We start from the raw sequence: 23,447 nt of genomic DNA, 5'->3' as shown, positions 1-23,447 counted from the left end.
GCCCCCGCCCGTCCCCCCTTCAAGGCGCGGCTGCGCGCCCTCCTCCGTCCGCCGCGCACGCTGTCGGTGACGAAGACGGGCCGCACGTACCTGGTGGTGACGTTCGGCGTGGGGCTGGGCGCGCTCAACACGGGCAACAACCTGCTCTACCTGCTGCTGGGCCTGCTGCTCAGCATGGTGGTGGTGTCCGGCGTGCTGTCGGAGCGCTGCCTGCGGGACCTGACGGTGCGCCGGGTGGGCGCGGACGCGGCCTTCGCGCGTGAGCCCTTCGCCTACCGCTGGGCGGTGTCGCGCAAGAAGGGGCACGGCTTCGCGCTGACGCTCTCCGAGGACCTCTCCCCGCTCACCGGCACCGGCAAGCTGGGGCACCTGTCCGCAGGGAAGGAGCACATCGTCCGGGCGGACCTGGCCGCGCCACACCGGGGCCCCGTGCGCCTGTCCGGCGTGCGCGTCACCACCACGTGGCCGCTGGGCCTGTTCGCCAAGACGCGCGTGTTCTCCCTGGAGGGAACGCTGCTCGTGTATCCGCGCCGCGGCTACGCCTGCAAGGAACCGGGGCCCGCGGAGAAGGGCCCCCGGGGCGAGGCGGGCAGCCCGCGCCACCTGGACGGCACCGGCGACGTGGCGGGCCTGCGCGAGCTCGCCGTGAACGAGGACGCGCGCCGCATCCACTGGCTGAAGAGCGCCGCGGCGGGGCGCCTCCTGAAGGTGGAGCGCGAGCGCGAGGAGCGCCGCGTCTGGAAGCTCGCGCTGGAGACGGGCCTCACGGGCGACGCGCTGGAGCGCCGCTGTGAGGAGGTCGCCGCGCAGGCGCACCAGCTCCTGGACGCCGGGCATGAGGTCGGACTCCAGTTGCCGGAGCGCGCGCTGCGCCCGGCCGCGGGGGCTTCGCAGGAGCGGCGCATCCTCCAGGCGCTCGCGTGGGTGGGCTTCGAGGGCGCGGACGCAGGGACGGCCTCCCGGGAGGCCGCGTGAAGCGCCCCTTGAGGCTGCGGCTCATCCTGCGCGACCTGGCGGTGGGCTCCGCCTTTGGCGCGATGGCCCTGTCCGGCCAGCTTCCCGTGTGGGTGCTGGGCGTCTTCATCGGGGCGCTGGTGCTGGCGCTGTGCGACGTGCGGCTCGTCGCGCGCTTCTCCCGCCTGTCCGCGCTGGGGCTGCTGATCGCGGCGGTGCTCCTGGGCCTCCAGCTGACGGCCGGCGCGATGAACGCGGTGGTGGCGGCGTGCGCCTTCGCGAGCCTCATCGCCGCGCAGCGGATGCTGTCCACGCCTGACGCCGCGGCCGAGGGCCAGACGCACCTGACGGGACTCTTGATGGTGGCCGGCGGCGCGGCGCTGTCGGGCGACATGTCGTACGCGCTGTTCCTCATCGCCTTCGGGGTGCTGGCCAGCCTGTCGCTGGCGCTGGGCGTGGTGGAGGCGGCGGTGCCAGACGGCGAGCCCGTGCCGGTGCGCGCGGTGCTGCGGCCGCTGTCCACGGGCGTGATGTTCGCGGTGGCCGGCGCGGTGGCCTTCTTCGTCCTCTTCCCCCGCCTCAACTGGGCCATGGTGGGGCCGCGTTCGGCGCCGGGCTTCGGCGCGGTGAGCAGCGCGGGCTACTCCAACACCGTGCGGCTGGGCGGCGCGGGCACCATCAAGGGCAACCCGCGCGTGGTGCTGCGCGCCACGCTCACGCCGGATCCAGGCCGCGAAGCGCTGGACGCCTACTGGGTGGGCCGCACCTACGACACCTTCGACGGCATGGAGTGGACGAACGTCGTCGGCGCGCAACAGACGGAGCGGCAGATCACCCTGCGCCCCGCCAGCGACACGCTCCTCCACCAGCGCATCGAGCTCCTGCCCGCGTACGGCGCCCGCACGCTGATTGCCCTGGAGATGCCCTCGCGCCTGGGCAACGCCAGGGCCCATACGCCCACCGGCACCCGGTACAGCCCGGTGCAACTCCAAGGCGGGGGCGAGGTGCGCTTCACCGTCATCGCGCCCTCGTACACCTACGAGGCCTACAGCCTGCCGCCGGACGCGAAGGCGGGCCTGTCCCCTGGCCTGGTCCAGGCGGAGCGCGACCAGCTCCTGGCGCTGCCCGATCACCTGGATGCGCGCGTCGCCCAGCTCGCGGCGCGGGTGCTCCAGGGCGAGAAGGAGCCGCTGGCCGCGGCGCGCAAGCTCGCCGCATTCCTGCAGCGGGACTACGCGTACACGCTGGAGCAGGCAGGCACGCCGGAGGATCCGCTGGCGGAGTTCCTCTTCGTGCGCAAGGCGGGCCACTGCGAGCACTTCGCCACCGCGCTCACTCTGATGCTGCGCACGCAGGGCATCGGGGCGCGGCTCGCCACGGGCTTCTATGGCGGCGCGCGCATGGACGGCGGCTACCTGTTGCGCGCGGGCGACGCGCACGCCTGGACGCACGTGCTCGTCCCGGGGCGGGGTTTCATCACCGTGGACGCGACTCCGCCGTCGAACCGCCCGAGCCAGGGCTCCGCGCTGCTGGAGAACCTGCTCGCTTTCTATGAAGCAGTGGAGGCGCGCTGGCGCAACTCCGTCGTCGACTACTCCTTCCGCGACCAGTTCGAGATGGCGAGCGCCCTGGTCCGCCCGCCGCGCCGTCCGGCCGGTGCCCCCGCGAACCAGACGCCCAGCCGCCTGCCCCCGCCGCGCGCGTGGGTGACGGCCGCCGTCGTGGCCTTTGTCGTCTGGCGCGCGGGCCGCTTCGTCTCCCGCTGGACGGGCCGCGCCCCGGTGCTGGAGGCCACGCGCTTCCTCGACCGGGTGGACGCGGTGCTCCAGAAGGCCCAGGTGCCGCGCGGTGAACACGAGACGCTGGAGGACCTGACCACGCGCCTGGCGCGCGAAGGCCATCCGCTGGCGCTGGCACTGACGCCCCTCACCCGCCGCTACCTGGAGGCCCGCTTCGGCGGCCGTGCCCTGCGCGAGGGCGAGGCCGAGCACCTGCTCGCCACCTTGCGCCGCGCGCTGGATGCGGAAGCCGCCCGTCGAGCAGTAAAGCCGGCCGGACAGGCGGGCCCTACCGCCCGCGCCTCCTGAGCGGAAGAGAAGTGCCCTCCGGACGGAAGCGGGCTTCCGTCGCCGGTCGCCCGCCCTCCCCAGGAACGCCCGGCCGAGGTGGAGAAATGTCTCCACAGCCGCCACCCGTCGCCATTAAGCGTTTCACGAAACCCCATTCGCGAACGTCATGGCGACGTGCGCTCGAGGGCACCACGCCGTGCATTTTCTCCCCTCGCAGACCCGCTGATTTCCTATCGGCCACGGGTAACGGTTACAGACCGTCGCCAGGAGACGCCCACCTGCGTCCTCCAACCCCTCGGAGACACACGCGAATACATCCAACCCTGGTTGGCATCCCGGTTGCTCAGGGCAGACACGTCAAGTTGTAGGACTTGAACCCAGAGCACCTTTCAAGCGCCTCCGCCGCGGCAGGAGGCCCGATTTGGAGAATCCATCCATGCAGGCTTCGACCGAGCAGTCGTCCAATTCTGGCTCCCTCGCGATGTATCTCTCGGAGATCAACCGGTACTCGCTCCTGAAGGTGGAGGAGGAGCAGGAGCTGGCGCGCCGGTTCATCAAGGGTGACCTGGCCGCGGGCCACCGCCTGGTGACGAGCAACCTGCGCTTCGTGGTGAAGGTCTCCTACGAGTACCGCTCCTACGGCATCAAGATGTCGGACCTCATCCAGGAGGGGAATATCGGCCTGATGAAGGCGGTGCAGAAGTTCGACCCGGACAAGGGCATCCGCCTCATTTCGTACGCGGTGTGGTGGATCCGCGCGTACATCCAGAACTACATCCTGAAGAGCTGGTCCCTGGTGAAGCTTGGAACCACGCAGGCGCAGCGCAAGCTGTTCTTCAGTCTGGCGCGCACGCGCCGTGAGCTGGAGAAGCTGGGCAGCGGCGAGGCCGTGGTGAACGTGGATGAGATTGCCCGCAAGCTCCATGTGAAGCCCGGCGAAGTGCGGGAGATGGAGCAGCGCATGGGCGGCCGGGATTTGTCCCTGGACGCGCCCATGGGCGAGGACGGCGGCAACAGCCACGTGGACTTCGTGGTGAGCGCCGCGGCGCCCCAGGACGACGAGTTCGCGGACAAGGAGGAGGCGGGCCTCATCAACAACCGCGTCCGCACCGCCCTCATGCGCCTGGACCCTCGCGAGCGCTTCATCATCGAGCAGCGCGTGATGAACGAGCGCCCCATGACGCTCAAGGAGCTGGGTGAGCACTTCGGCTTCTCCCGCGAGCGCGCGCGCCAGCTGGAGATCCGCGCCAAGGACAAGCTCAAGTCGGAGCTGGCCGCCCTGATGGCGGAGGTGGATCCGGAGACGCTCGCCGCCCAGGGCTGAGGGCTGTTTTCGCGCCCCGGCGGAGACCCTGCTAGAACGGGCCCCCTGATTTCCTGTCAGGAGTGCCTGCTTGTCCCACGGTTCCCCGCCGGTCGTCGATGATCGCGTCCCTCTCGCGGAGGCGCATGGCTCCGCCCCGCACAAACCCTATGTGTCCCCCGAGCAGTCGCCAGCGGAGCTGACCCTCCGTGGCCTGGTGCTCGGGTCGGTGCTGGGCATCGTGTTCGCGGCGTCGTCCGTGTACCTGGCCATCAAGGTCGGCCTCACGGTGTCCGCGTCCATCCCGGTGGCGGTGCTCTCCATCGCCATCTTCCGGGCCCTGGGGCGCTCCAGCATCCTGGAGAACACCATCGTCCAGACGACGGGCTCCGCGGGTGAGTCGCTCGCGTTCGGCGTGGCGGCGGCGCTGCCCGCGCTGCTCATCCTGGGCTACGACATCAGCCTCACGCACGCGTTCCTCACCGCCGCGCTGGGCGGCGTGCTGGGCGTGCTGATGATGATCCCGCTGCGCCAGGGCCTCATCGTCCAGGAGCACGGCAAGCTCACCTACCCGGAGGGCACCGCCAGCGCGGACGTGCTGATCGTGGGCGAGCAGGGCGGTACCAACGCGCGCACGGTCATCGTGGGCTTCATCATCGGCGGCCTCTACAAGTTCGCCTACTCCGGGATGAAGCTCTTCAAGGAGGTCATCGGCGCGCCCATCAAGGCGCTCAAGTCCGCGACCATCGCCTCGGAGGTGTCCCCGGAGCTGCTGGGCGTGGGCTACATCATCGGGCCGCGCGTGGCGGGCATCACCTTCGCGGGCGGCGTGCTCAGCTACCTCATCCTCATCCCGATGATCTCCTTCTTCGGCAGCGGCACGGAGACGCCGCTGCTGGTGCAGAACGGGAAGCTCATCAAGGACATGTCGCCGGATGAGATTCACAAGGCTTACGTCCTCATCATTGGCGCTGGCGCGGTCGCGACGGGAGGGTTGATCAGCCTGCTGCGCTCGATGCCGACCATCATCGGGGCGTTCAAGCGCAGCGTGGCGACCCTCCGCGCCTCCCGCACCCAGGGCATGCTGCCCGCGATGCCTCGCACCGAGCAGGATCTGCCCATCACCGTGGTGCTGGTGGGCAGCGCGCTCCTCATCCTCACCATCTGGCTGGCGCCGCCCCTGCACGTCAACTTCATCTCCGCCATCCTCATCGTCATCTTCGGCTTCTTCTTCGTGACGGTGAGCGCTCGCATCACGGGTGAGATCGGCTCCTCCTCCAATCCCATCTCCGGCATGGTGGTGGCGACCCTCATCATCACCTGCCTCGTGTACCTGCTGTTCGGCTGGACGTCGTCGCCGGACCGCTTCATGGCGCTCACCACGGCGGCCATCGTGGGCATCGCCGCGTCCAACGGCGGCACCACCGCGCAGGACTTGAAGACGGCGTTCCTCGTGGGCGGCACGCCCAGGAAGCAGCAGATCGCCTTGTTCGTCGGTGTGCTCACGAGCGCCATGTTCATCGGGCTGGTGCTGGTGGTGCTCAACCGGGGTGCGACCGTCATCGTCCCGGAGCCGCACCCGAACGTGCAGGTCTCCGAGCTCACGGAGACGACCCACACCCAGCACACCTATCGCTGGAACGTGTCCGAGCAGGCCCTCGCCGAGAAGGGGATGAAGCCCGCGGAGGTCAAGCGAGCCCTGTGGGCAGAGCGCCTGGAGTCGCAAGCCCAGAACGGCAGCCAGGAGCTGCGCAGCTGGCAGTCCCGCTCCGCACAGGACGTCGCGGGGCTCACGCTGACCCTGGCGAGCGGCCAGTCCCTGAAGCTCTCCGAGGCGGGCGCCATCACCGAAGGCCCGGAGCACGTCTACAAGGAAGGCCTGGTGCACGGAGCCAACACGCCAGTGCCTGCGGGGCGCTACCTCGTGGACTCGGACGGGGCCATCCAGTACCTCGTCGACCCCGGCATTGGTGGCCGCATCGTCGAGCATGAAGGCCAGAAGCTCACCCGCTATTCCGCTCCCAAGGCGCAGCTCTTCGCGCTGATCATCGACGGCATCCTCACCCGGCAGCTGCCCTGGGACCTGGTTCTCCTCGGCGTCTTCATCTCCCTGATGTTGGAGCTGTGCGGCGTGTCCTCACTGCCCTTCGCGGTGGGCGTGTACCTGCCCATCAGCAGCAGCGCGCCCATCTTCGTGGGCGGCATCGTCCGCTTCCTCGTGGACAAGCTGCGCGGCGGCAGCGCGGCGGAGGCCGAGTTCTCCCCCGGCACGCTGATGTCCTCCGGCTACATCGCGGGCGGTTCCATCGCGGGCGTGCTCATCGCGATCCTCGAAATCGCCAGCGACGGGGCCTGGACGCGCGCCATCAACCTGCCCGCCCTCTTCGGGCATGAAGGCGCGGTGGGATCCTTCCTCAACGCCGTGGGCGAGAGCGAGCTGGCGCACCCGACGTGGTCCAACGTCTGGGGCCTGGCGTTCTTCGCCGTCCTCACCGCCGTGCTGTTCCGCTCGGCCCTCAAGGGCAAGAGCGGCGCGGAAGCCCCGCCGCCGTCGCACTGACGGCTTGAATCACCCTCCCCGCTTCGTCATCGCGGGGAGGTTTCCGTCACAGCCCGGGCACCGACGGCGGCACCTCCGTGTCGCCGCCGGCAACGTCCGCCGACCCCTTCGCGCAGACGTACTCCGCTCGCAGCGGCGTCACGATGCCGAAGGTGAAGGCGTAGACGAACGGGCTCCACCACGGCCAGTACACGTCCACCCGGGACAGGCCATGCCGGCACTCCGCCGCGGCCACGTTGGACGTCGTCAGCCCCTCCACCAGGCTCACACCCGTCTGGGCCTCCGGTGCGCCATCCCGCGGCGCCGGACTGCGCACGCTCATGCGGAAGCACCCCGTGAGGGACGCCAGGACCAGGGCGGACGCGGCCAGTCGCTTCATGGACGGGACTCCGGACGGCAAAGGGGCCCCTTGCGTAACACACCGGGGCTTCACCGCCAGTCCGCCCCATGTTGCCCAGGTGTCACGCCAACCCCCTGGATTCTGGGCAGTTCCCGAATTGGGACCGGAACCTGGACGGGAGTACACTCAAGCTCCCCCCACCGGGGCCTTCCGCCCCCTCCGGATTCTTCAGGTTTCATGGCACAGCCCCAGAAAGTCACGGACGCGACCGCGGAACCGGAGCAGTCACCGGAGGTCCGCGAGAAGGTGGAACTGGCGAAGACGTTCGCGTTCCACCTGCTCAAGGGCATCAAGCAGATTGGCATGTACCGCCACAACGAGGCGCGCTTCCCGGAGTTCCTCTCCAAGGCGCTGGAGTCCATCTCCTCGTACACGGAGAAGTTCGGGCCGCTCTCGCTGAAGGTGGAGCAGCAGAACTTCATGCTGCACGGCGAGCCGCTCTTCTCCGAGGAGTCGCCGCTCCCCTACAAGTTCTTCCGCGACGGCATCCGCCAGCTCATCTTCCGCCCGGGGCTGCCCCTGGAGGAGCTGGTCACCCTCACGCTCATCGCGCTGTCGGAGCCGGAGCGCGGCGCGGACGACGTGCTCGCGCAGCTGTGGCGCGCGGGCATGCAGCAGGTGGAGTACGTGGTGGTGGAAGGCTTCTCCATGGAGGGAGCCAACGAGGACGAGGTCCAGGTGGAGGTGGACAAGGTGGTGGGCTACCTCTACTCCCGCCTCCAGACGAACTCGGATGACTTCCTGCGCTTCGCGCGCGTGTCCGCGGAGGACCTGGACTCGAAGCTGGACGGCGTGGAGCAGATCCGCGGCCTCGTCGTGGGCGGCCGGCACGCCACGGACGACCTGAAGGCCCGCATCCAGCGCGAAATCACGGAAGAAGAGAACGCGCGCCTCTTCCCCAAGCTGGTGGGCGCGGTGTTCCAGGTGGTGGAAGGCGGCGTGGATGACGCGGCGCTGCTGGAGGAGATCTTCCTGCAGTTGCTGGACATGCTGCTGCTCCAGGACGACTTCGCCACGGTGAACCAGATCGTCCTCAAGCTGCGCGCGCTCTCCCAGCGCGAGGGCGGCGAGGACCTGGGGCGGCTGCTCACCAACTTCCTCCACAAGATGGGCGAGGAGCAGCGCCTCACGCGGATGGGCGAGTCGCTGAAGACGACGCGCACGCGGCAGCCGCAGGATGTGACGCGCTACCTGCAGGCGCTGGGCGTGGACTCGGTGCTGCCGCTGCTCAGCGTGCTGGAGACCATCGAGCTGCCGGAGAACCGCTTGCTGCTGGGTGACGTGCTGGCCACGTTCGCGCGCGACCTGCCGGAGCCCTTCGTCGCGCGCCTGTTGTCGGACCGGCCGCAGACGGTGCGCGACATGGTCTACATCCTGGAGAAGAGCAACCACCCGGAGCGGGTGAAGATGTTCGGCCAGGTGATGAAGAGCCCCAACCTGGTGGTGAAGCTGGAGGTCATGCAGATCATCGGACGGGGCCGCACGGCGGAGGCCCGGCGCATCATCCTGGATGCGCTCACCGACGGCGTCTCGCAGGTGCGCATGCTGGCCGCGAAGCTGTTGCCGGAGTTCGACCGCGAGCGGGCCTTCACGGACCTGGTGCGGCAGGTGCGCGACCCGGGCTGGGACAAGAAGACGTCCGACGAGAAGGCCGCCTTCTATGGGGCCATCGGGGCCACCAACCTGCCCGCCGCGCTGTCCATGATGCAGCAGTTGCTGACGGTGAAGCCTTCGCTGCTCAACAAGCGGCGGGTGATGGAGGACAAGCTGCTGGCCATCACCGGCCTGGGCGGCGCGGGCTCCATCCAGTCCTACAAGATGTTGCAGGGCGTGGTGGAGGACAAGGCGCAGCCCTTGGAGGTCCTCACCGCGGCCCGCAAGGCGATGTACCAGACGCGCAAGGCCCTGTTCGGGGACTCGGCGCTGCCGGAAGAGGCGAGCTGACACCATGGCCGACAATCTGAAGATCAATCAGACCCAGGACGAAAACCTGGGCGAGTACGGTCGAGAGCACAACGAGAAGCTCCAGAACCTGTCGCGCTCCATGCTCGCCGGCCTCTACATGCTGGTGCGCTCGGTGAAGATGTATGACCCGGAGAACGCGGTCTTCGAAAAGCCGCTCCACCAGCTCCAGGACATCATCAACCAGATCATCGGCAAGGAAGGCCGGCTGGAGCTGACGGGCGTCAAGGACTCCTACTACCTGAACGGCATGCTGGTGAAGGTGGACCTGAACTCCATCGAGAACCAGCGCTACCTGCTGTCGGAGATGCGCGCCAAGGACGTGGGCGGCATCACGCTGACCAAGCCCGTCACGGTGCAGGAGCTGAAGAACTTCGTCTGGATCTTCAGCAAGGAGCAGTCCACCACCGCGGAAGAGGACGGCCTTCAGGGGCGCAAGCTCCTCAACATGCGCGTGGCGAAGTTCTCCAAGCTGAAGGAGAAGATGAACAAGGACATGGACACGCCGGGCGACCAGAAGGTCGACCGCAAGAAGTACGCGATGACCGTGTACGCGCGTGCCGTGTTCTTCCTGCAGAAGTACCTGGAGTCCGTGCGCGCGGGGAAGCCCATCGGCTCGTCGCGGGCGCTGCGCCTGGTGCAGGACTTCGTGGACATCTCCTACGATCAGCGCACCCACTTCCTGGGCATGACGACGCAGAAGCGCGAGGAGGACTACCTCGTCTACCACCAGGTGAACGTGGCGCTGATGTGCATCGTGTTCGGCGCGGAGCTGGGGCTCACCAAGCCGCAGCTGCGCGACCTGGGCTACATCGCGCTCTTCCACGACGCGGGCATGACGACGCTGCCGGAGGAGCTGTCCACCAAGCGCGGCGCGCTCACCGCGGACGAGAAGACGACGGTGGCCCGCGCGCCGCTCATCAGCGTGCGCAACATCCTGATGGAGAAGGGCTTCAGCCGCTCCACGCTCCTGCGCGTGGTGACGACGTTCGAGCACAAGACGGACTACGGCACCGCGGTGCGGGACGCGCGCGGCAACATCCAGATGATCATCCCCAAGACGAACCTGGGGGTGTACGCGAAGATCATCGCCATCTGCGACGCGTACGACGCGCTCACCTCCCGCAGGCCCTACCGGGACGCGTACGGCCCGGAGGTGGCGCTGATGCTGATGTGGACGGAGATGCGCCAGAAGTTCGACCCGGAGCTGCTGTCCGTCTTCATGCGGGTGATGGCCATCCAGCCCATCAAGGTCCTCTCCCGCCGCCAGCAGCAGATCAGCGTTTCCGGCCTGTAGCCTTCGCCGCCGCCTTCTTCGGAGCGGGCTTCGCCTTCGTGGGAGGCCCCGGTGGAGTGCTCGCCTCGCGCAGGCGCGTGAGCGCCTTCGTGAAGTCCTCCGGGAGGGGGGCTTCCAGGTCCAGCGCCTTGTGGGTGCGCGGGTGTTCGAAGGCCAGGCGCCACGCGTGCAGCGCCTGGCGGCCCAGCAGCTCCTGGGCTTCCGCCACCGCGCCCTTCGCCTTGCGGCCGGCGCCGTAGAGCGCGTCGCACAAGAGCGGGTGTCCGGCCTCCGCCAGGTGGACGCGGATCTGGTGCGTGCGGCCGGTGAGCAGGTCCACCTCCACCAGCGCGGCGCCGTCGAAGACCTCGCGCACGCGGAACAGGGTGATGGCGGGCTTGCCCTCCTTCACCTTGCCGGTGAACTTCTGCCGGTGGATGGGGTGGCGGCCGTAGAGCGTCTCGATGCGCCCCTCCGCGGGCGGCGCGCCGTGCACCAGGGCCAGGTACGTCTTCTGGACCTCGCGCGTCTTGAAGGCCTTCTGGAGCGCCACCAGGGCCTGCTCGTGCTTGGCGACGACGAGGCAGCCGGTGGTGTCCTTGTCCAGCCGGTGGACGATGCCGGGGCGCAGCTCGCCGCCCACGCCGGCCAGGTCCTTCACTCGGTGCAGGAGCGCGTTGACGAGCGTGCCGGACGCGTGGCCCGCGCCTGGGTGCACCACCATGCCGGCGGCCTTGTCCACGACGACGAGGTCGCGGTCCTCGTGCAGCACGGACACGGGCAGGGCCTCCGCCTGCGGGATGGCGGCGACGGGCGCGGGGACGTGGAGGACCAGCACCTCGCCTCCGCGCAGACGCTGCGCGGCCTTGGCGGGCTTGCCGTCGGACAGCACGTGGCCGTCCGCGATGAGGCCCTGGAGGCGGGAGCGGGTGAGGTCCGGGAACGCGCGGGCCATGTACGCATCCAGCCGCTCGCCCCGGGCTTCGGGGAGGGCGCGGTGCTCGCGCGTGTCGGGTGAGGCCACGGCGGGACGCGCTACCAGATCTTCGACTTCACGTGCGCCTTGGAGCGCAGCACGATGTCGTTGATGGCGCGCTCGAAGAAGTTCGCCTGGGTGCTGATCTCCGCGCTCACGCGGCTCTTGTAGAGCGCGCGCCCCTCTTCAAGTTCCTCCTTGAGGACCTCGAAAAGGTTGTCCTGCTCGATGCCCTTGATGATCTTCTGCTCGTTGTAGAGCGAAATATCTGAGGCGATCGCGCGGGCGAGTCGCATCGCCTTGACCTTTTCCTCTTCCGTCATCGTGCCACTACTTAGGCACCCACCCCGTGCGAGTCAACTTTTCCCGTCGCACGGGAGGGGGCTCGGCCGACTCCCGGTCAACGGCCCGCCTTGGCGGGTTTCTCGGAGAACAGCGCGAGGTAGCTCTTGGACACACGCAGGGGGTCCAGGCCCAGCTCCCGGGCGAGGTTCATGAGGATGCCGCGCAGGTACACGGTGGTGGGGAGCGCGGTGTAGCGGTCCGCCTCCACGTTCTCCAGGTGACGCACGGAGATGCGGGTGCGGTCGGCCAGCTGCTGGATGGTGAGGCCGCGGGCCTCGCGGACGCGGCGGAGCAGCTCGCCGTTGAACTCGGCGTCCGAGGGGATGTCCACGCCCCGGGGACGGGCGTCGCGGACCTTGGCGGCCACCTGGGCCAGCGCGGACTCGGCGGTCGCGATGGCGGAGTCCTGCGCCAGGACCTGGGCTTCCCCGAGCTTGCGGACCGTGGGGCCCTTCACGGTGCCCGGCCCCGTGGGGCCGTTCTGCTGCGGACGCGAGTCGATGGGGCGCGACGTCAGGGGCCGAACGGCGGCGCGGGAGGCCCCGGTGGCCGGGATCCGGGCCAGCGCGGTGGTACTGGAGTCCAGGGCCGGAGCGCCCGGGGCAGGGTTCGGATCCGACTCGCCCTGGGTGGTCACGGCCGCCGATGCCGAGGTGTCCGCCACGGGCGCGGGGCTGGAGGCCGCGGATCCGGTCTCAGGGACCTGGGACGCGGCGACAGGCGTGGCGCTGGCTTCCGGAGTGGGCGTCGCGGCCACCGCACCGGTGTCCGCCGCGGGCTGGGGAGCCGGAGCCTCTGTTGCCATGGAGGCAACAGGGACTTCGAGCGCGTCCACGCGATCCGGCACGGCCTCGGCGGCAGGAGCAGCGGCGGGCTCCTCCGCCACCGGGGGCTCGACAGCGGAGCTCGCGGGCACGGAAGCGGATCCGGCCGGAGGCACGGCTTCCGCTGGGGACGCGACCGCTGAGGCAGTGCTCTCGACGGGGCTGGGTGCCTCGGCCTTGGGTTCGGAAGCAGCCGGCGCGTTCTCGGCGCCGGAGGACTTCGCGTCCACGGCGGGGGCCGGCGCTTCGGTGGGTCCCCTGCCCTGCCCGCGCAGCGGACTCGCGGGGACGTAGACAAACGACAGGCTCCGGGTGAACGAGGCACGGAAGGCCTCCACCACCGCCACGCCTCCCACTGTCACCGGCTCGGAGGGCACGCCTGGAGCGTCCATCCCCGAGGACTCCTGCCGCTTCGACTCCTCACCCCGCATCCGCTCCTCGCTCTTTCCAGGCGGCCCGCTCGCGCGAGGCGCCTCCCCTTCATTGTCGTTCACGGAAGCCGCGGCCTTCAGTCGCGACTCCGCCTCCAGCCTTTCGGCATCCACCGCACCCGCGGCCTTCGCCAGCGCCGCCGCGGCGGTGGCCAGAGCCTCCGCGACACGCGCGGCCGAGTCCACCGCGCCCGCGGCCTCCGCCGTCGCGGCGGCCTTCGCGAGCCGCTCCGTGGACAGCCCGATGGAGCGGTCATACTCGACGCGCAGGTCCGCGTCGGTGAGCATCTCCATCGCTTCGTTCATCCGTTCACGCAGGGCTTCCACCTGATCCGGATCCCCCAGCGCGTACACCGCGATGGAATCCGGCGAATACAGCTCCATCAGGCGCTGGTGGGCCGCGCGGATCTCCGCGTCGGTCGCCGTGGGCGGCACCTCCAGGAGCTCGTAGTAGGTCTGCTGCGCGAAGGGCTTCATGGGATGGCGGACTCGGGGGAAAAGCCGTCGAGCGTCAGGATGCGAGCGGCGATGCGCTGGAGTCCCTGGGACACGGGCGAGTCGGGGCGCTCGAGGAGCACCGGCTTGCGCTTGCGCACCGCGCGCCACGCTTCATCGTCGTGGCGCAGGGCGCCCAGGTCATCCATGTCGATGCCGAAGAACTTCTTCCATGCGGACACCATCGCGGAGCCGACCTTCTCATCCGCGTCCGTGCGCGCCTGGTTCACGACGAGCCGCACGTGGAACGCCGCCAGCTCGCGCTCCAGCCGCTCCGCGTCCGAAGGGGCCTTGCGCCGCACCTGCGCGACGATGTCGTGCAGCGTCCGCAGGCCGCCCTCGCGGGTGGACAGCGCGCCTTCGACCATGTCCTGGATGCCGTAGCGCGCCTCCGTCTGCTGGAGCTTACGGAAGAAGGCCGCCTTGACGAAGCGGTACGCGTTCTCCACGGACGTGGGCTCCGGCAGCACGACGAGCAGGCCGTGGTCCGCGATGAGGAAGAAGTCGAGCGTGTTGAAGCTGGTGCCCGCGCCCAGGTCGAGGATGAGGTAGTCCGCCGTCGTCTGCGACAGCAGCGTGCGCAGGAGCTTCTGCTTCTGCGCGTACTTGAGGTTCGCCGCGTCCAGCGAGTCCTGCGCGCCGGCGATCAGCGACAGCCCGGGCACGCCGGTGGAGACCATCACCTCTTCGAGGTGGGCCTTCCCGCGCCGCAGGAAGTCCGACAGCGTGGACTCCGGAGGGCCCACGCCCAGGCAGGTGTGCAGGTTGGCGCCGCCCAGGTCCGCGTCCACGAGCAGCACCTTCTGGCCTGCCTGCGCGAGCGCGACGCCCAGGTTGGCGGACACCATAGACTTGCCGATGCCGCCCTTGCCGCCGCCCACCGCGATGATCCGCCGCGCGCGGGAGCGCCGCGCGAGGCCCGCGGGTCCCGAGGGCGACTCGTCATTGTCTGCACGCGGCGAGGTGCCAGCCAGGGAGGCGGGAGCGGATGGAGGCAGGGGGGCGGGCTTCACGAAGGCTCGCATCAAAGCCCGTCCTACCGCCCGAGTCGACACCCCGCCATTTCACGGCCGGCCCCTGTAGCGCCCGGAGCCCGCGCCCCGGAGCCCGGAGGCTCGGGGAGCAGGCGGCCGGGGAGCCGTTCGCTGTCACTCGTCAAGCAGCTCGACGTTCCAGTACGACACGTCCGCGAGGTGCAGGAACGGCAGCCACTCACGGTAGGTGATCTTGCGGATGGCGCCGCGGAACAGGGGCGTCCAGCGCGGTCGCACGGGCTTCTTGAGCAGCCGCATCCCGGCCTGTTCAGGAGTGCGCCCACCCTTTTTCAAGTTGCAGGGTACGCAGGAGCACACGACGTTCTCCCACGTCGTCTTGCCGCCCTGGGTGCGCGGGCTGACGTGGTCCAGGTTGAGATCGCTGCGGGGCAGCTGCTTCGCGCAGTACTGGCAGGTGTCGTTGTCGCGCGCGTAGATGTTGAGGCGCGAGAAGCGCACCTTGGCGCGCGGCAGGTGGTCATACGCGCCGAGCACGAGGACGCGCGGCACGCGGATGGTGCGGTCGATGGTGGTGATGCTGTCCTGGGTGGCGCTGAGGGCGGCCCAGTCCTCGAACTCATACAGGCGGTACTGCTCGTCGATGGCTTTGGCGACGCCCTGATACAGCAGGGAAAAGGCCCGTTTGACCGACGTCACGTGAACCGGTTGGTAGTACCGGTTTAAAACGAGCACGGCGCTGTTGATCATGGATGGCTTCCCGAACGGGCGGCCGCCACAGCCTGCGCGACCTGCCCCAGGTCCTCCTCTGAGAGACACCGGACGTCGAGAACGACCTCGTCATCCGCAATCCTGCCAATAACCGGCACCTCGGCTTCGCGCAGACGTTCCAGGAATACTTTCGGCGCTTCTACGGTGAGGCTGCAAGCGAAGGAAGGCAACCGGGCCAGAGGCATGGCACCTCCACCTACCTGTCCATCCACGGACACGACACGGCCCTCCACGCCGTTCGCGGCGAGCAAGGCCGCCAGGCGTTCGGCACGGGACTGCAACTGAGCCGGTTGCTGGGTGAGCAGGCTTTGGGTGGGAACCGCGTCCGCGCGGCCATCCCGGTACAGCTCCAGCGTCGCCTCCAGGGCCGCGACCGTCATCTTGTCGACACGCAGCGCACGTGTGAGCGGGTGGGATTTGATGCGCTGAAGCAGGTCCGAGCGGCCAACGATGACGCCTGCCTGGGGACCTCCGAGGAGCTTGTCGCCGGAGAACGCGACGACGTCCGCGCCATCCCGGATGGCCTGTCCCACGGTGGGCTCCGGGGTGAGGCCCGGGCCAGAGAGGGGCACGAGCGCGCCGGAGCCCAGGTCCTGGAACACGGGCACGTCACGGGAGCGTCCCAGTTCGGTGAGCTCCGCGAGGGACGCCTCTTCGGTGAAGCCGACGAGCGCGAAGTTGGAGCGGTGGACCTTCACGATGAGGCCGGTGTCTGGACTCAGTGCGTTGGTGTAGTCCGCGCGGCGCGTGCGGTTGGTGGTGCCGACCTCCACGAGCTTCGCGCCGGACTGGCGCATGACGTCCGGGATGCGGAAGCCCCCGCCGATTTCCACGAGCTCGCCGCGGGACACGACGCATTCGCGGCCGGAGGCGAGCGCGGCGAGGACGAGCAGCACGGCTCCCGCGCAGTTGTTGACGACGATGGCGTCCTCCGCGCCGGTGAGCGTGCGCAGGAGGCCGATGAGCGGCGCGTAACGGCTGCCGCGCTCGCCTTCGTCCAGGTCGTATTCGAGGTTGGAGTAGCCCCGAGCCACGGCGACGACGCGCTCCACGGCTTCGGGCGCGAGCGGTGCACGGCCGAGGTTCGTATGGAGCACGACGCCGGTGGCGTTGATCACGCGCCGAAGGTTCGGAGTGGCCAGGGACACGAGCGCCGCCTCCACATCCTCGTCCTCGAAGGGGCGCAGGTCCCCGGCGAGGAGCCGGGCGCGTACGCGTTCGACAGCGAGCCGCAGCGCGGCGACCGCGCGCGCATGGGGAAGGTTCGCGAGCCGGGACTCCAGCGACGGCCGTCGCAGGAGTTGTTCGATGGACGGAAGGCCGCGCAGCAATGCGTTCTTGCCATCCGGGGAGTTCGACGCAGCGCCCATGCCCCGGGACTCTACTACCCGGACTTGCGACGAGAAGAGCCGTCACTCAACCGTCGCAGGAGCGCAATCCCAGACATTGAAGCGTCACCAGCCTCCGTACGGCACGGTGATGGCCTCCATGTAGTGGCCGTTGGGGTCCTGGAAGTAGACCCCGCGGCCTCCGTCATGGGTGTTGATCTGGTTCTCGTGCTGGCCGCGCGGGTCGGCCCAGTGCTGGATCTTCCGGTCGCGGATCTTCGCGATCAGCGAATCGAAGACCTCCTCCGTCACCAGGAACGCGTAGTGCTGTCCGTGGATCGCGTCCTGGGTCGTGACGTAGTCGAGCGACGCCCCATCCGTCAGCTTCACCACCTGGAAGTGCCCGAACGGCGTGGGCTCCGGAAGCCCGAGCAACTCCGCGAGGAATTGCGCGGACGCGACCTTGTCCTTCGCGGCGATGATCGTGTGGTTGAATTTGACAGACATGGAGGCCCCCTGGGAAAGGAGCCTCCTATAACGCGCGCCCCTGCTGGAGTGCCAGCGGCCACAGCTTCGCCAGTTCAGCGCGCAGCACCGTGGCGCTCGCGTAACGCTCCTCGGGTTGCTTCCGCATCAGCTTGAGGACGACCTGCTCGAACGCTTCCGGCAGCTCTGGACGCCGCTTCCTCGGAGGCACGGGCGTCTCCTGCACATGCATCAGCATCAGCGGAATGGGCTGCGCATGCCGGAACGGGAGCTGCCCGGTGAGCAGTTCATACGCCACCACCCCCAGCGCATACAGGTCCGTGGCTGGCGACACCTCCATGCCCTTCACCTGCTCCGGCGCCATGTACTCCGGCGTCCCCAGCGTCGCGCCCTGCGCCGTGTTCCCCATCACGTGCTCGCTCTTGGCGAGCCCGAAATCCATCAGCTTCAGCACGCCCGTGCGCGTGATGAACAGGTTCCCGGGCTTCACGTCCCGGTGCAGTACCCCGCGCGCATGCGCATGCTCCAGCGCGACCGTCGCGTGCGTCAGCCACCGCAAGGCATTGGCCAGCCTGGGGCGCCCCTCCTGCATCACCTGCCGCAAGTCCTGCCCCTCCAGCAGCTCCACCGTCAGGTAATGCCTCTCCCCGTCCGAGCCCGCGTCGAACACATGCAGGATGTTCACGTGCTCCAGCGCCCGGGCGTGCTCCACCTCCTGGCGGAAGCGCGTCACCATCGCCTCGTCGGCGTACGGCACGGCCAGCACCTTGAGCGCCACGCGCAGCTGCTTCTTCACGTCCAGCGCCTGGTACACCGCCGACGTGCCGCCCACGCCCAGCCACTTCTCCACCCGGTAGCGCCCCGCCACCACCTGCCCGGGGACGAGCCCCTGGTGTACGGGCGCGGGAGGCCGGGGCGTCACCGCGCCCTGGAGCAATGTCCCCCCCGGTGACACGGGCGTCCGCACCTGCGGCAGCGTCGGCTCGGACCCGTCCTCGGCCACGGCGTTGCCCGGCCGCGCGTTCAGCGCCTCCGGGCCCAGGTAGGTCAATCCTCCGCTGTCACGGTCCTTGGAATGCACCCTTCCCTCCCCTCTCACGACTCCAGCAGTGAGACGGGGGCCGGCGCACCCGCGCCTTCGAGGTCCAGGTGCGGCGTGGGCAGGTTGTACTCCGCGGCAGCGAGCGTGGCCTCCACCATGATGGGGCCCGAAATCTCCGAGGGCTCGCCCTGGCAGAGCACCTCCACCACGTGCTCCAGCGTCCACTTGCCCATGCGGCCCACCTCCAGCCGCTGGCCGTTGAACTTCGCCGTGTCCGACAGCTGTTCGCTCGCGGTGAGCTTCGCCTCCACCGAATCGCCCAGGTAGCCGCGCGCCAGGTTCAGCACCCGGTCGATCACCGCGTTCCAGGCCTGCAGGTGCGTGCGGTCCTGCGCCTCGTCGATGATGTCCAGGCCCACCTGGAGGCGCTCCATGCGCTCCAGGAACTGCTGCACCAGCTTGCCCCGGATGATGCGGCCGTGCTGCGGGGCGATTATCTCCACCGCGGGCGTGAGCTTCCGGATGGCCGCCACCGCGCGCACCAGCGCCGAGTTCACCGGCATGTAGATCTGGTGGAACGCCCGGATGCCATTCCAGTCGGACTCGTCCGCCCACAGGCCCTGCGCCTTGCTGTCCGTGAGGCCTCCGAAGAGGTCCCCCGTGAAGAGCACCCGCGTCTGCGGGTCGTAGAGCATCACCGCGCCCCGGAAGTGGCAGAACGGCGACGGCACCGGCAACAGCTTGTGCCCCGTGGGCACGCTCAGCCCCTGCGAGAACTTCTCCGTCGGGATGAAGCGGTTTCGCGGCAGGTTGAAGTGGACGATGAGCCGCCAGGTGTCCTCAGAGCACAGGATGCTCGCGCGCGGCGAGTAGCGCGCCGAGATGATGCTCGCGGACGAACCCACGTCCGGATCCTGGTGGTTGATGAAGAGCGCCGACAGCCGGTCCATCCCCCCAATCAGCGACACCACCTTCGTGTGGATGGTGGAGAAGTCGCTGCTCGACCCGGGGTCGATGAGGAGGTTGAACTCGGCGGGTTTCGCCGTCCGTGGGTCCGTGCCCCGAAAGCGGCGCACGAACGGGTTCGCGAAGAAGATGCCGCCGGGCTCGCGCTTCCCGACCCAGAAGGTCTCGGGGGCGATCTCCACGGCGGTGCGGTTGAGGTCTATTTGTTGGGGACTGGGGGCGCTGGGCTGGCTCATGGCGTGTTTCCTTCACGCAAACGAGGGGGGTGGGACTGCTCCTCAATCCTACCAGTCCCACTCCGGTCACGGGATTATTCCAGTGCGCCTGCATGTGTGGGCATGAGCGCCGCTTCTCGCTCTGCCCCCACCCGGCAATCAGGACCAATTCAGTACTCGCCTGACTCCTTGCCCGGCCGGTCGTCGAAGAGCTGCACCCAGCGTCCGTCAAATCCGCCGTTCTGTGGCAGGTACCACCCACCCTGCAGCCAGAAGCCCTGCTCTCGCCCGTCGGTGTCGTCCGTCACTCCCGAGTGCACGAAGTAATCGTGTTGCCACCAGTATGAGTTCACCGACGCCGGGTAGCCGCTGGCGCTCATGCGCGTCTGCCCCCGCGAGTCCGCCACCGTGCCCGCCCACGACTTGTCGTGGAACTCGCTGGACCCGCCGCCGCCCGTGTCCGACGCCTTGTCGTTCAGCTCGAACGTGCCGAAGAACCACTTCTTCGACGGGTAGCCCTCGCGGTCGTCCTGCCCCTCCACGTCGCGCGTCTTGGAGAAGAAGCGCTGCAGCCCCACGCTCACCTCCGCCTGCCCCGCCTCGTTCACCACCGGGCTCTCCAGGTAGAAGAACTGCGGCGCGTCCGGCAGCCAGTGCGTCGCATAGCCCCCGTGCTCCCAGTGCGTGGGGAGGATGTCCGCCAGGTCCTGCAGCTCGTACGTGACGCGCTTCACCGCGGGCCAATTGGCCGAAGACCCGTTGTCATAGCGGCTGGCCTGCGCGTCCGCCGTCGAGTACCGCACCGGCTGTGCGTTGAACGCCGCCACCGCCGCCCCGTCGTCCTCCGGCACGAAGACGAAGTGCAGCTTCTTGCGCCCGTCGTCGTTGTTCACGTCCGCCTCCGCCTTCCCCCCGGACGCCATCCGGCCCGCGAAGAATGAGTACGGATCCGTCACGAAGCGCAGCTCCTGCCCGTGCGGCGCCAACAGCTTGTCGGACCACTCCGCCTGCCAGATGAGCAGGTGACTGCCCGTGCCCGTCTGCATGAACTGGAGGTCCCCGCTGCCCGCCCGGCGCACCACGTTGCGCTTGTGCTGCGTCACCACCGCGTACGCCACGGACTCGCCGCTGCCCGGGTTGCCCACCACGTTCTTCACTTGCAGCTCGACGCGCTCCCAGTCATGCAGCTGCCAGTTGCCCGCCGCGTTCTTATCCAGCGCGTGATACAGGTGATACACGAGGGTGAGGTTCTTCCCCCCGTCCATGTACTCAATCAGTGACGTGTAGAGCGTTGGCCGGATGCGCCACTTGTCGAACGCGCTGGGGCCCGCGCGCGACGCGTCCACGTACTGGTTGATCTGCTTCCAGTGCAGCTTGTTGTTGGAGAAGTCCCCGTCCTGGTCGAAGTCGAAGTTCGTCAGCCAGTCGTAGCCGTGCTTGTTGTCGTTCGCGTTCGCGCGCTTGAAGATGACCGGCGCGTAGTAGCGAAGGAACGCCTGCCGCTGCGCGTTCGTCAGCGACCAGGCCTGCGCCTCGGCTTCAGCCGGAAGACACAGGCCCACCAGCGTGAACACCGCCACTGCGAGGGGAGCGATTCTCGTTCGGAGGGGGAGCATGGCGGCCGACGAAATCACGGCCCGCCCTTCCCCCTCCACAACGAAAGCGCGAATTCAGGCTTCAGCCAGGATTACACACTAACGCGATGCACTAGGCATCACCGGCACCTTGGGCGCGCGGCCGTAGAGCAGCTGGTAGGTGTTGTAGGAGCGCAGCACGCGCTTGATGTAGCCGCGCGTCTCCGCGATGGGGATCTCCTCCACCCACGCATCCAGCGCCAGGTCCGGCTTGGCCGAGCGCCAGCGGTTCACCGCGCCGGAGCCCGCGTTGTAGCTGCCCACCGCGTAGGGCGTGTGGCCCTTGAACTGTTTGATGAGGCCGCCCAGGTAGTGCGCGCCGAAGCGGATGTTCAGCTCCGGCTGGAGCAGCGAGTCCACGGTGAAGTGCTTCACCTTGAGCTCGCGCGCCACGCCCTTCGCCGTGGAGGGCATCAGCTGCGTGAGGCCCAGCGCGCCGGCCCAGGACAGGGCCTTGGGGTCCAGCGCGCTCTCCTCGCGCATCAGCGCCTGGAGCAGGTCCGGCTCCACGCCCGCGGGCGCGGTGTGCTTCTCGATCATTTCGCGGAACGCGTTGGGATAGGCCACCTCCCACACGGGCCGCGTCTGCGCGGTGATGCGCCCGCTCAGGTCCTTGCGCAGCGCGAGCCGCGCGATGGCGTGCGCCGACCGCGCGTCGCCGGACTGCGACAGCACCATCACCAGCAACCGCATGGACTCCGGCGGCTGGTTGGCGCGGTTCACCAGCATCAGCTCCGACGGCACGGAGTCCGCGAAGCCCAGCCGCAACAGCTCCACGCCCGCGCGGAAGTGGGGGTCGTCCCCCATTGGGCCCGCGAACATCGGCCAGGGGCTGGCGGCCTCCGGCACGTCGAAGATGGACGCCGACACGGCCTCCAGCCGCTTGGGGTCCAGCTCGCCCAGCTTCGAGCGCGCCATCAGGCCGTAGTACGTGGCCGGGTGCTCCACCGCGAGCTTCTCCATCAGCTCCGCGGCGCCCTGGATGTTGCCGCGCTCCTCCAGCGTGCGCGCCCGCCAGTACCGCGCGCGCTCCACGTCGTAGGACTCGTCCGCGTTGACGAACTGCGCCTCGATGCGGTCCAGGAAGGAGAAGCCTCCGTCCTCCACCTTCGACGTGCGCGCCACCCAGAAGGCCTTGAAGAGCGCCTCGCCCAGGAAGTCGCCCTTGGGGTACAGCCGCGCCACTTCATCCAGGCGCGCCATGGCCTCCTTGGGGCGGTTCGTCTTCACGTACAGGTCGGCCGCGTAGAAGAGCGCGTCGTCCGCGAACGAGTGGTCCGGGAACTCCTTCGCCAGCCGCTCGTAGGTGTCCGGGCCGCGCTGCTGATCCACGATGGAGCGCGACGAGCCCAGCACGTACATCGCGCGGGGCAACAGGTCCCGGTCCTTGCACTGCTCCACCACCGGCGTGAGGATCTGGATGGCGGCGGTGTGCTGGCGCTCCTTGCGCTGCCCCTTGCCGAACGCGAAGTGCGCGCGGCACGCGAGCGCGTCCGGCAGCTTCATCGTCTTGAGCATCGGCTCCAGGATGGCCATGCCCTGCTTGTTGCGGTGCGCTTCGATGAGCGCCTCCGCGCGGCCCACCTTGGCGTCCACGGGCGGCGTCTGCCCCTTGAGGCGCTTCTCCACCTGCTTGACGATGGGCGACAGGGGCTGGGCTGCCCACAGCTTCCACAGCGCGGCCTTCTCCGCGGCCTTGTCCTTCTTCTCCACCGCCAGGTCCGCCGTGGCGATGAGCGCCTCCGCGCCCACGTTGCGGCCCCAGCCCGTCATCATGCGCTGGGTGAGCGGCGTCAGCGCCTCCATGGCGCCGTCGTAGTCCTTCTTCTTGCGCAGCACGCGCGCCAGGCCCAGGCGCGCGTCCACGTACATGCGCGAGCCCTCCGGCACCTGCTTGAAGCTGGCCGCCGCGTCATCCAGCCGGCCCTGGGACTCCAGCGCCACGCCCGCGTGCGTGAGGCAGCGGTCCTTCAGCGCCGGGTAGTCGTTGGCGAGCGCCGCCATCTCCGTCGCCGCCGCCTTGTCGTCCCCGGCCCGCACCGCGGACAGCGCGCGCAGGTAGCGCACCGGCGGGCTGTCCCCTTCACCCTCCAGCAGCGCGCGCGCCTTGGGGTACTGGCCCTTGTCGAACGCGTCCTTCGCGTCCCTCTTCTTGCCGTCCGCGAAGTACGGCGTCAGGTCCTCCAGCCCGTAGCGGCGCCCGCGGTGCACCACCGGCGTGGGCGGCACGAGCCCCGGGAAGGCCGGGTTGAACACCTGCACGTAGCCCACCGGCAACGGCGCCTTGTCCGCGTCCGGCGGCGGCGTCAGCTGCGCCTCCGACGGCGCGTTGTCCGTGCGCGTCGTGGGGGCCTGATCCGTGTCGTCGGAGGGAGCCGGGGCCGTGGCGGCCGGAGCCACCGGGGCGGTGCTGGGGAC

General features: G+C 69.2%; 18 protein-coding genes. 6 read left to right on the top strand and 12 right to left on the bottom strand.

The features are described from left to right. Positions 1-30 precede the first annotated feature (30 nt). The 4 genes from D7Y21_RS29750 (at position 31) to D7Y21_RS29735 (ending at position 6,886) form a co-directional block, all read left to right on the top strand. Entirely contained in the window at positions 31-975 is a 945-nt protein-coding gene (locus D7Y21_RS29750; protein ID WP_121717164.1) for a DUF58 domain-containing protein, read from the top strand. Beyond that, entirely contained in the window at positions 972-3,041 is a 2,070-nt protein-coding gene (locus D7Y21_RS29745; protein WP_121717160.1) for a DUF3488 and DUF4129 domain-containing transglutaminase family protein, read from the top strand. Before D7Y21_RS29750 ends, D7Y21_RS29745 begins: the two co-directional genes overlap by 4 nt. 418 nt (positions 3,042-3,459) lie before the next feature. Next, positions 3,460-4,347, top strand: a complete 888-nt coding sequence (locus tag D7Y21_RS29740; protein ID WP_120568170.1) for an RNA polymerase factor sigma-32 — start codon at positions 3,460-3,462, stop codon at positions 4,345-4,347. Between the two features lie 70 nt (positions 4,348-4,417). Then, positions 4,418-6,886 carry an OPT family oligopeptide transporter gene (locus D7Y21_RS29735; RefSeq protein WP_121717158.1) on the top strand — a complete coding sequence of 823 codons (2,469 nt, stop codon included), beginning with the start codon at positions 4,418-4,420 and terminating at the stop codon, positions 6,884-6,886. A 46-nt stretch (positions 6,887-6,932) separates the two neighbouring features. Here the strand turns inward: D7Y21_RS29735 and D7Y21_RS29730 are convergent, their stop codons facing one another. Continuing rightward, complete coding sequence (locus D7Y21_RS29730) at positions 6,933-7,265, bottom strand: hypothetical protein (RefSeq protein WP_120568172.1); 333 nt, start codon at positions 7,263-7,265, stop codon at positions 6,933-6,935. Between the two features lie 198 nt (positions 7,266-7,463). On the opposite strand from D7Y21_RS29730, the gene D7Y21_RS29725 reads away from it, so the two are divergent. Together D7Y21_RS29725 and D7Y21_RS29720 are read left to right on the top strand one after the other, a co-directional pair. After that, a complete protein-coding gene (locus D7Y21_RS29725) occupies positions 7,464-9,230 on the top strand; it encodes a HEAT repeat domain-containing protein (protein ID WP_121717156.1) in 1,767 nt (588 codons plus the stop codon). A gap of 4 nt (positions 9,231-9,234) precedes the next feature. Further along, positions 9,235-10,545, top strand: a complete 1,311-nt coding sequence (locus D7Y21_RS29720) for an HD-GYP domain-containing protein (RefSeq protein WP_120568174.1) — start codon at positions 9,235-9,237, stop codon at positions 10,543-10,545. Here D7Y21_RS29720 and D7Y21_RS29715 read toward each other — a convergent pair. The 11 genes from D7Y21_RS29715 to D7Y21_RS29665 form a co-directional block, all read right to left on the bottom strand. Beyond that, positions 10,526-11,548 carry an RluA family pseudouridine synthase gene (locus D7Y21_RS29715; protein WP_120568175.1) on the bottom strand — a complete coding sequence of 341 codons (1,023 nt, stop codon included), beginning with the start codon at positions 11,546-11,548 and terminating at the stop codon, positions 10,526-10,528. The two genes, D7Y21_RS29720 and D7Y21_RS29715, sit on opposite strands and share 20 nt — an antisense overlap. Before the next feature lie 11 nt (positions 11,549-11,559). Continuing rightward, positions 11,560-11,823: a hypothetical protein gene (locus D7Y21_RS29710; protein ID WP_120526362.1), complete on the bottom strand. Its 264-nt coding sequence runs from the start codon at positions 11,821-11,823 to the stop codon at positions 11,560-11,562. Positions 11,824-11,900: 77 nt separating this feature from the next. After that, positions 11,901-13,577: a helix-turn-helix domain-containing protein gene (locus D7Y21_RS29705; RefSeq protein WP_121717154.1), complete on the bottom strand. Its 1,677-nt coding sequence runs from the start codon at positions 13,575-13,577 to the stop codon at positions 11,901-11,903. After that, a complete protein-coding gene (locus tag D7Y21_RS29700) occupies positions 13,574-14,620 on the bottom strand; it encodes a P-loop NTPase (RefSeq protein WP_233612327.1) in 1,047 nt (348 codons plus the stop codon). The genes D7Y21_RS29705 and D7Y21_RS29700 overlap by 4 nt, the downstream gene beginning before the upstream one ends. A gap of 123 nt (positions 14,621-14,743) precedes the next feature. Next, on the bottom strand, positions 14,744-15,337 hold the full coding sequence (locus D7Y21_RS29695; protein ID WP_120568177.1) for an HNH endonuclease: 594 nt from the start codon (positions 15,335-15,337) through the stop codon (positions 14,744-14,746). Continuing rightward, positions 15,334-16,728 carry an L-seryl-tRNA(Sec) selenium transferase gene (gene selA / locus D7Y21_RS29690; RefSeq protein WP_121717152.1) on the bottom strand — a complete coding sequence of 465 codons (1,395 nt, stop codon included), beginning with the start codon at positions 16,726-16,728 and terminating at the stop codon, positions 15,334-15,336. Before selA ends, D7Y21_RS29695 begins: the two co-directional genes overlap by 4 nt. Positions 16,729-16,812: 84 nt before the next feature. After that, complete coding sequence (locus tag D7Y21_RS29685) at positions 16,813-17,193, bottom strand: VOC family protein (RefSeq protein WP_120568179.1); 381 nt, start codon at positions 17,191-17,193, stop codon at positions 16,813-16,815. Between the two features lie 25 nt (positions 17,194-17,218). Then, the gene (locus D7Y21_RS29680) at positions 17,219-18,253 is read right to left on the bottom strand and encodes a serine/threonine-protein kinase (protein WP_121717151.1); all 1,035 of its coding nucleotides are present in this window, start codon (positions 18,251-18,253) and stop codon (positions 17,219-17,221) included. 14 nt (positions 18,254-18,267) lie between these two features. Next, positions 18,268-19,416 carry a hypothetical protein gene (locus tag D7Y21_RS29675; RefSeq protein WP_120568181.1) on the bottom strand — a complete coding sequence of 383 codons (1,149 nt, stop codon included), beginning with the start codon at positions 19,414-19,416 and terminating at the stop codon, positions 18,268-18,270. Positions 19,417-19,565: 149 nt separating this feature from the next. Next, entirely contained in the window at positions 19,566-20,975 is a 1,410-nt protein-coding gene (locus tag D7Y21_RS29670) for a hypothetical protein (RefSeq protein ID WP_233612326.1), read from the bottom strand. 114 nt (positions 20,976-21,089) lie between these two features. After that, on the bottom strand, positions 21,090-23,429 hold the full coding sequence (locus D7Y21_RS29665; protein ID WP_370039427.1) for a transglycosylase SLT domain-containing protein: 2,340 nt from the start codon (positions 23,427-23,429) through the stop codon (positions 21,090-21,092). Positions 23,430-23,447 lie beyond the last annotated feature (18 nt).

Source organism: Corallococcus sp. AB045 (assembly GCF_003668895.1).
In the GTDB taxonomy this organism is placed as follows: domain Bacteria; phylum Myxococcota; class Myxococcia; order Myxococcales; family Myxococcaceae; genus Corallococcus; species Corallococcus coralloides.
The sequence above is the reverse complement of the archived record's forward strand: the minus strand, read 5'-3'. Positions and strand labels throughout refer to the sequence as shown.